General features: G+C 45.2%; 8 protein-coding genes. 6 read left to right on the top strand and 2 right to left on the bottom strand.

Annotated elements, in window-relative coordinates:
• Positions 1-9 precede the first annotated feature (9 nt).
• The 3 genes from hslU to rraA all read left to right on the top strand — a co-directional run bounded on the left by hslU (position 10) and on the right by rraA (position 4,296).
• On the top strand, positions 10-1,341 hold the full coding sequence (hslU, locus tag R7Z10_RS11850) for an HslU--HslV peptidase ATPase subunit (RefSeq protein ID WP_025768349.1): 1,332 nt from the start codon (positions 10-12) through the stop codon (positions 1,339-1,341).
• Between the two features lie 1,454 nt (positions 1,342-2,795).
• Entirely contained in the window at positions 2,796-3,713 is a 918-nt protein-coding gene (locus tag R7Z10_RS11855; protein ID WP_213891727.1) for a 1,4-dihydroxy-2-naphthoate polyprenyltransferase, read from the top strand.
• A 76-nt stretch (positions 3,714-3,789) separates the two neighbouring features.
• A complete protein-coding gene (gene rraA / locus R7Z10_RS11860; RefSeq protein WP_033905997.1) occupies positions 3,790-4,296 on the top strand; it encodes a ribonuclease E activity regulator RraA in 507 nt (168 codons plus the stop codon).
• A gap of 135 nt (positions 4,297-4,431) precedes the next feature.
• Here the strand turns inward: rraA and zapB are convergent, their stop codons facing one another.
• On the bottom strand, positions 4,432-4,674 hold the full coding sequence (gene zapB, locus R7Z10_RS11865; RefSeq protein ID WP_005379536.1) for a cell division protein ZapB: 243 nt from the start codon (positions 4,672-4,674) through the stop codon (positions 4,432-4,434).
• A gap of 348 nt (positions 4,675-5,022) precedes the next feature.
• Between zapB and glpX the strand changes: the two genes are divergently transcribed.
• From glpX to R7Z10_RS11880, 3 genes are all read left to right on the top strand, one after another.
• The gene (gene glpX / locus R7Z10_RS11870) at positions 5,023-6,030 is read left to right on the top strand and encodes a class II fructose-bisphosphatase (protein ID WP_025768348.1); all 1,008 of its coding nucleotides are present in this window, start codon (positions 5,023-5,025) and stop codon (positions 6,028-6,030) included.
• Between the two features lie 385 nt (positions 6,031-6,415).
• A complete protein-coding gene (locus R7Z10_RS11875) occupies positions 6,416-7,036 on the top strand; it encodes a metalloregulator ArsR/SmtB family transcription factor (protein ID WP_213971936.1) in 621 nt (206 codons plus the stop codon).
• A 160-nt stretch (positions 7,037-7,196) separates the two neighbouring features.
• Positions 7,197-7,547: a DUF3135 domain-containing protein gene (locus R7Z10_RS11880; RefSeq protein ID WP_213971935.1), complete on the top strand. Its 351-nt coding sequence runs from the start codon at positions 7,197-7,199 to the stop codon at positions 7,545-7,547.
• Here R7Z10_RS11880 and R7Z10_RS11885 read toward each other — a convergent pair.
• Positions 7,541-7,831 carry a GIY-YIG nuclease family protein gene (locus R7Z10_RS11885; protein WP_080276962.1) on the bottom strand — a complete coding sequence of 97 codons (291 nt, stop codon included), beginning with the start codon at positions 7,829-7,831 and terminating at the stop codon, positions 7,541-7,543. The genes R7Z10_RS11880 and R7Z10_RS11885 overlap by 7 nt on opposite strands.
• Positions 7,832-8,303: the final 472 nt, after the last annotated feature.

Consider the following 8,303-nt stretch of genomic DNA (forward strand, 5'->3'; position numbering starts at 1 on the left):
GGAAAGAATATGTCTGAAATGACGCCTCGCGAAATCGTTCATGAATTGAACCGCCACATTATCGGTCAAGAAAAAGCCAAGCGTTCGGTTGCGATTGCACTTCGTAACCGCTGGCGCCGCATGCAGCTTGAAGAAAGCTTGCGTGCCGAAGTGACACCAAAAAACATCTTGATGATTGGCCCTACTGGTGTTGGTAAGACTGAAATCGCACGACGCCTCGCAAAACTGGCAAATGCCCCTTTCATCAAAGTTGAAGCGACAAAATTCACCGAAGTGGGTTACGTTGGTAAAGAAGTTGAAACCATCATCCGTGACCTAACAGATGTTGCTGTGAAAATGACGCATCAACAAGCGATGGAGAAAGTGAAATTCCGCGCAGAAGAGCAAGCGGAAGAACGCATTCTTGATGCGCTACTGCCACCAGCACGTGATAGCTGGGGTCAAGCAGAGCAAACGGAAGAGTCTTCTCACACTCGCCAGATCTTCCGTAAGAAACTGCGTGAAGGCCAACTAGACGATAAAGAAATTGAAATCGACGTAGCCGCACCACAAATGGGCGTAGAGATCATGGCGCCTCCTGGTATGGAAGAGATGACTAACCAGCTGCAAGGCATGTTCCAAAACCTGGCAGGCGACACTAAGAAAAAACGTAAGCTGAAAATCAAAGACGCAATGAAAGCGTTAGCGGAAGAAGAAGCGGCGAAACTGGTTAACCAAGAAGAGCTGAAAGAAGCAGCGATTTTCAACGTTGAAAACAACGGCATCGTATTTATCGATGAGATCGACAAGATCTGTAAACGTGGCGAGAGCTCAGGCCCAGACGTTTCACGCGAAGGTGTTCAGCGCGACCTACTTCCATTAATTGAAGGCAGCACGGTATCAACCAAGCACGGCATGGTAAAAACAGACCACATTCTGTTTGTTGCATCTGGAGCATTCCAAGTGGCAAAACCATCTGACTTGATCCCAGAATTGCAAGGTCGTCTACCAATTCGTGTTGAGCTAGAAGCACTAAGCAGCAACGACTTCAAACGCATTCTGACAGAACCAAAAGCCTCTCTAACAGAGCAGTACGTTGCGTTGATGAAAACGGAAGATGTGGACATCGAGTTCACAGAAGATGGTATCACGCAAATCGCGGAAGCGGCATGGACGGTCAACGAGAGCACAGAAAACATCGGTGCTCGTCGCTTACACACCGTAATGGAACGCTTGATGGATGAAATCTCTTACGACGCAGCGGAGCAATCTGGCGCTAAATTCGTTATTGATTCCGCTTACGTGAAAGCGCGCCTAGGCGACACAATTGAAGATGAAGATCTAAGCCGCTTTATTCTTTAAACGCAATCTATTTTACCAAAGCCCAGAACCTTGTTTCTGGGCTTTTTGTTTAGAATGGCGGTGACTTTGACAACATCTAAATCAAAAGCTCTCGTCATTCTAGCGAGCTCAAGCGAGACTAAGAATCTGGTAACAACAGACGCCTACTCTTCCTCGCTCACATTAATCACCGCACAATCGGACGATAGATTCTGAATCACACTCGTTCCTCGCTGTTTAGAATGACGGTGACTTTGACAACATCTAAATCAAAAAGATCTCGTCATTCTAGCGAGCTCAAGCGAGACTAAGAATCTGCTAACAGCAGACGCCTATTCTTTCTAACTCACCTTAACCACTTCACAACCGGACGATAGATTCTGAATCACACTCGTTCCTCGTTGTTCAGAATAGCGGTGGCTTTGACAACATCTAAATCAAAAGATCTCGTCATTCTAGCGAGCTCAAGCGAGACTAAGAATCTGCTAACAGAAGACGCCTATTCTTTCCAACTCACCTTCACCACCGCACAACCGGGACGATAGGTTCTGAATCACCTCGTTTCTCGCTGTTCAGAATGACGGTGACTTAGATAACATCTAAATCAAAAGATCTCGTCATTCTAGCGAGCTCCAGCGAGACTAAGAATCTGCTAACAGCAGACGCCTATTCTTTCCAACTCACCTTAACCACGGCACTATTGGGACGATAGATTCTGAATCACCTCGTTCCTCGCTGTTCAGAATGACGGTGACTTAGACAACACCTAAATCAAAAAGATCTCGTCATTCTAGCGAGCTCAAGCGAGACTAAGAATCTAGTAACAGCAGACGCCTATTCTTTCTCTCTCACCGTAACACTTCACAATCGGATGATAGATTCTGAATCACACTCGTTCCTCGCTGTTCAGAATGACGGTGACTTAGACAACATCTAGATCAAAAGCTCTCGTCATTCTAGCGAGCTTAAGCGAGACTAAGAATCTGCTAACAGCAGACGCCTATTCTTTCCAACTCACCTTAACCACGGCACTATTGGGACGATAGATTCTGAACCACCTCGTTCCTCGTTGCTCAGAATGACGGTGACTTTGACAACATCTAAATCAAAAGACCTGGTCATTCTAGCGAGCTCAAGCGAGACTAAGAATCTGGTAACAACAGACGCCTATTTTTCCTCGCTCACCTTAATCACCGCACAATCGGATGATCGATTCTGAATCACCTCGTTCCTGGCTGTTCAGAATGACTTTGACAACACCTAAATCAAAAGATCTCGTCATTCTAGCGAGCTCAAGCGAGACTAAGAATCTGCTAACAGCAGACGCCTTTCTTTCCCACTCACCTTCACCACTGCACAACCGGATGATAGATTCTGAATCACCCTTTGACTTCTAGTTGAGTTGTTTTAGGTCAATAGCGTATCTGCCTCTTTGTGCTTATACTGGGCACATTGGTTACTAGCACGAAATTTCCATGAAACAATCTCTACAGATCTGGCTTGAAGCCGCTCGTCCAAAAACATTACCTCTGGCATTGGTCTCTATCTTAACAGGTAGCGTGCTCGCCTACTCGGCGGGTCATTTCTCACTGACGATTGCCATCATGGCTTTCGTAACCGCGACATTGCTGCAAATTCTGTCCAACCTGGCAAACGACTATGGCGATGCCGTTCAAGGTACAGATAACGACAAACGCCTCGGCCCATTACGAGCGATGCAGTCAGGCGCGGTAAGTGCGAAACAGATGAAACAGGCGATTATCTTTAACATCGCTCTGACCGCCATTTCAGGCTTGGTGTTAGTTTTCTATTCACTAAGTTCACTGGAAAGTATTGTTACTTTTATCGGGCTGGGAATTCTGGCCATTCTCGCAGCCATTGCTTATACCATGGGTAGCAAACCATACGGTTACGTGGGGCTTGGCGATATTTCAGTTTTCTTGTTTTTTGGTTTACTCGGCGTATCCGGTACTTATTTCTTGCATACTGGTCACGTAGATACCACGCTATTCTTACCTGCTCTAGGCTGCGGTTTACTCGCCGTTGCAGTACTCAACATCAACAATATGCGTGATATCGAGAACGACCGAGAGTGTGGTAAACGCACAGTCGCAGTGCGATTGGGTCAACGCAAAGCCAAGCAGTACCACTTTGTTTTACTTGGCGGTGCTATTCTTGCCTTTGCGGCTTACTTGTTAATTCAAGACAAACCCGTTTGGATTAGCTTGCCATTTTTACTTAGTATTTATTTCGTGGCCGATCATGGTAAAGCGGTTTGGCATACACAAAAGCCCGCTCAGATAGCACCAATGATGCCAGTCATCGTGAAATGCTCTTTAGTCACCAACGTTTTGTTTGCAACAATTGTGGTAGCTCAAACTCTAGTAAGTTAAAAAAGGATTGTCATTGCATTGACTTAATGCCTAGATATACTCAAAGACAACCAATTTCTGTTTAGAAAGGTACGCTATGGAATACAATACCTCAGCACTCTGTGATATCTACCTCGATCAGGTAGATGTGGTTGAACCAATGTTCAGTAACTTTGGCGGTCGCGCTTCATTTGCCGGGCAAATCACCACCATCAAGTGTTTTGAAGATAATTCGTTGATCCGCGAGACATTAGAGCAAGATGGACTTGGTCGCGTTTTGTTAATTGACGGTGGCGGTTCCCTACGTAAAGCCCTTATCGATGCAGAAATCGCAACCATTGCGGAAGAAAACGAGTGGGAAGGCATTGTCGTTTACGGCTGTGTTCGTGAAGTAGATGAACTTGAAGATATGAACTTAGGCATTCAAGCCCTCGCCTCTATTCCTGTTGGAGCGACCAGCCAGGGTATTGGCGAATTGGATATACCAGTCAACTTTGGCGGCGTTAGCTTCCTTCCAGAAGATTACATTTACGCTGATAGCACCGGAATTATCCTGTCGCCAGAACCATTGAATATTGATTTAGAGTTGGATGAAGAAGCATAACGAGTCTTAGGCGCCTAAGTTATAGGGTCTTCTCTTGGCTCTTAGCGCCTAGCCTTGTCTTAACATTTTCTACTTCCCTAAAACACAAACACCCGCTTAACGCGGGTGTTTTTAATTTGGAATGAAGAAGCCGAATTATTCCACTTCGTCCATTTTGCCAAGTAGTGCACGAATGCGCTCTTGCCATTGTGCGTGCTCTTGCTGTGCTTGTTGTGCTTTTTGCTCTAGCTCTTCACGTTGAGAGCGAAGCTCGTTCGCTTCTTCCGCAAGTTTAGCTTTATCTTCTTTCAGCTCTTCGACTTCCATCTGAAGAAGAGTGATTGTGTCAACTGCAGTTTGAATTTTAGATTCTAGTTGTTCTAGTACTTCAAAAGACATCTTGGCCTACCTATGTTATTCCGTTGGGACGATGTGCGAGATTGATGCACACCTAACCTATATAAGGTTCATTCTACTCAGCGTCGCGATGAGAAACACTCACTATATTCGATATTTTGCATCATTCGGTCAAAAAATCAGCGCAATCTCACTAAACGCTGACTTTTCTTGTCGCCGAAGCATTTTTGAGCAAGGATTTTGCGTCTCGCTACGCTGAAAATCGCCCTAAGTATTGATCAAATTCAAGTTAGATAAAGTAAAAGCCTCGCAAAAAGGCAAACGTTTACTCGACCTTGTGATAGAATCGCCGCGCAAATTCTTCTTCCCTCTTGCTTACTTGGAGACATCATGAAACGCGATTTAGCAATGGCATTTTCCCGTGTGACTGAAGGTGCAGCTCTGGCTGGTTACAAATGGCTTGGCCGTGGCGATAAAAACGCAGCCGATGGCGCAGCTGTTGAAGTTATGCGCACGCTACTGAACAAAACAGATATCAGTGGTGAAATTGTCATTGGTGAGGGTGAAATCGATGATGCGCCAATGCTGTACATTGGTGAGCAAGTGGGTATTGGTGGTGATGAAGTAGATATTGCAGTCGACCCGATTGAAGGAACGCGTATGACGGCAATGGGACAATCGAACGCACTAGCCGTACTTGCCGCAGGTGAGAAAGGCAGCTTTCTTAAAGCGCCAGATATGTACATGGAAAAACTGGTTGTTGGCCCTGGTGCAAAAGGCGTAATTGACTTAGAAAAGCCGTTAAAAGAAAACCTAGAGAACGTAGCAAAGGCCCTGAACAAGCCACTTGATACCCTAGTCGTTATTACCCTTGCGAAACCTCGCCACGATAACGTTATTGCAGAAATGCAAGCAATGGGCGTGCGTGTCTTTGCGGTGCCTGATGGTGACGTGGCTGCCTCTATTCTGACTTGTATGCCAGACAGTGAAGTGGACATGATGTACTGTATTGGCGGCGCGCCAGAAGGGGTTGTATCAGCAGCGGTAATTCGAGCGCTAGACGGTGACATGCACGGTCGTCTGCTTCCTCGTCACGAAGTAAAAGGCGATACTGAAGAAAACCGCATTTACGGCGCAGATGAACTAAAACGCTGCGATGAAATGGGCGTAAAAGCGAATGTTGTCCTCAAAATGGAAGACATGGCTCGTAGCGACAATGTGGTATTTTCAGCTACAGGCATCACTAAAGGTGACTTGCTGGAAGGCATCTCTCGTCAAGGCAATATGGCGACCACAGAAACGCTGCTCGTGCGCGGTCGATGCCGTACTATTCGTCGCATTAAGTCGACTCACTACCTAGATCGTAAAGATCCAGAAGTACGCGATATTATTCTTTAAGCATTTCTCGAGGCTCTCGCTCAGTCTGAGCTTGAGCCTTTCTTTCCGCACAGCCGGACAGTAGATTCTGAATCACTCTCGTTCCTCGTTGTTCAGAATGACGGTGGCTTTAATTAGCCCTAAATCAAAAGAATTCGTCATTCTAGCGAGCCCCAGCGAGACTAAGAATCTAGTAGTAACAAGCTCCTATTCTTGCCTGGTCACCTTAACCACTACTCAACCAAAAGATAGATTCTGAATCACCTCGTTCCTCGTTGTTCAGAATGACGACATATATTGGCTCATATGAACATAGCCCCTACAAATCCACACTCAAATTAAGTCAACACTTTTCTTTACTAACCCTATCGCGCATAATATGTACTGACGTATAAATGGTGGGTATATGAAGACCGTAGATAGGATATTGCAAATCGTTAAGCGTGATGGCTCCGTCACTGCAAAACAACTCTCCTCTGAGCTAGGTATGACAACCATGGGGGCTCGTCAGCACCTGCAAAGTTTAGAAGATGATGGCATTCTTTCTATCCATGACGTAAAAGTAAAAGTTGGTCGCCCTGCTCGTCATTGGTCTCTCACTCAAAAAGGTCATGAGCAATTTGCTGACCGTCACAGTGAGTTGACCATTCAGTTTATAGAAGCTGTCGAACATATCTTTGGCAAAGATGGACTGGAAAAAGTCACATCAGAGAGGGAAAAACTCACGTTACAAAGTTATCGTCAGCATCTTGAGCAATGCGACTCTCTGCAAAGCAAACTAGAAACACTCGTCACATTAAGAGAGCAAGAAGGCTATATGGCTGAACTCGAGAAAGATGAGAACGGATTTATCTTAATCGAAAATCACTGTCCGATTTGTAAAGCCGCAACTCGCTGCCCAAGCTTGTGCCAATCAGAATTAAGTGTCTTTCAGTCTTTACTTGGACGTGACACCAAAGTAGAGCGTACCGAACACATCATTAGTGGCCAAAGACGCTGCGTTTACCGCATCCAACAACTGCAGTAACCACCACAACCAAACATCGACATGCCGCACTTATTCAATCTCAAGCTTGAAAGCTTCTCTTATAAGTGAGACGGCTGAAGAATTCATTCTCTCTCCTCTTTCTAGTGGTATAGGCTTTTAGTAACTAAAGGCAATTTCCATAAGGATTTGGAGAGCATCGATGTCTAATCTACGTCATATCCCGTCCCAAACGCTTCCTCCATTCGATGAAATGGTTCGAATGGCAGAGCGAGACCCAGAAGCTTTTGAGCAATTTCGTCATGAGATGGCGAAAGAGATGATCGAAAGGGCATCAGAAAATATGAAAGAAAGATTGTGGGCTCAACAAAGCCACATTGATAGAGTCATCAGCACGTGTAAAAACCCTCATCACACCAATGTGGTATTGATGAACGAGTTGCAAAAACAGGTCGTAAAGTTCAAAGCAGCGCTAGAAGGGGAAGCGGCACCGACACAAAAAGCGGATGTGGTTAGCTTAAATGCGTTTAAAGATAGGGATGATTTTTACTGATACTCAGTAGATAGATCGAGAAAGTTAGGGTTCGTTTCTCTTACCAAGGCTAACTTCCACTCACGCTTCCACTGCTTGAGCTGCTTTTCTCGGTTTATAGCATTAGCCATATCGTCGAATAACTCAAAGTAAACGAGCTTATGAACGTTGTATTTCTTGGTAAACCCTTCCACTACTCCATTTTTATGTTGCCATATTCTTTGGGGCAGCTGACTGGTAACACCTATGTAGAGAACGGCGTTGTTATTTGACGTTAGGATATAAACGCAAGGTGTCTTATCGATGATTCATTCTCCTTCATTATTCGCTGTTACTTTTCCATTGTAATTCGCAAGCTCAGTCAGTTTATTTCAAACTCGGAGCGCTCTGTGCGTAGATTCTGAATCACACTCATTCCTCGCTGTTCAGAATGACGATGGCTTTAACAGTTTCTAAATCAAAAGAGTTCGTCACTCAATCGAGCTTTAGCGAAACTAAGAATCTGGTAACAGCAAGCTCCTATTCTTTCCCGCTCAGCTTAACCACTGCTCAACCGGACGATAGATTCTGAATCACGCTCGTCCCTCGCAGTTCAGAATGACGGTGAGTTTAACAGCCTCTAAATCAAAAGAGTGCGTCATTCTAGCGAGCCTTAGCGAGACTAAAAATCTCGTCACAGCAAGATCCTATTCTTTCCCGTTCAGCTTAACCACTGCTCAACCGGACGATAGATTCTGAATCACGCTCGTCCCTCGCAGTTCAGAATGACGGTGAGTT

The sequence above is a fragment of the Vibrio sp. Vb1018 genome, from assembly GCF_033338775.1.
GTDB classification, from domain to species: domain Bacteria; phylum Pseudomonadota; class Gammaproteobacteria; order Enterobacterales; family Vibrionaceae; genus Vibrio; species Vibrio alginolyticus.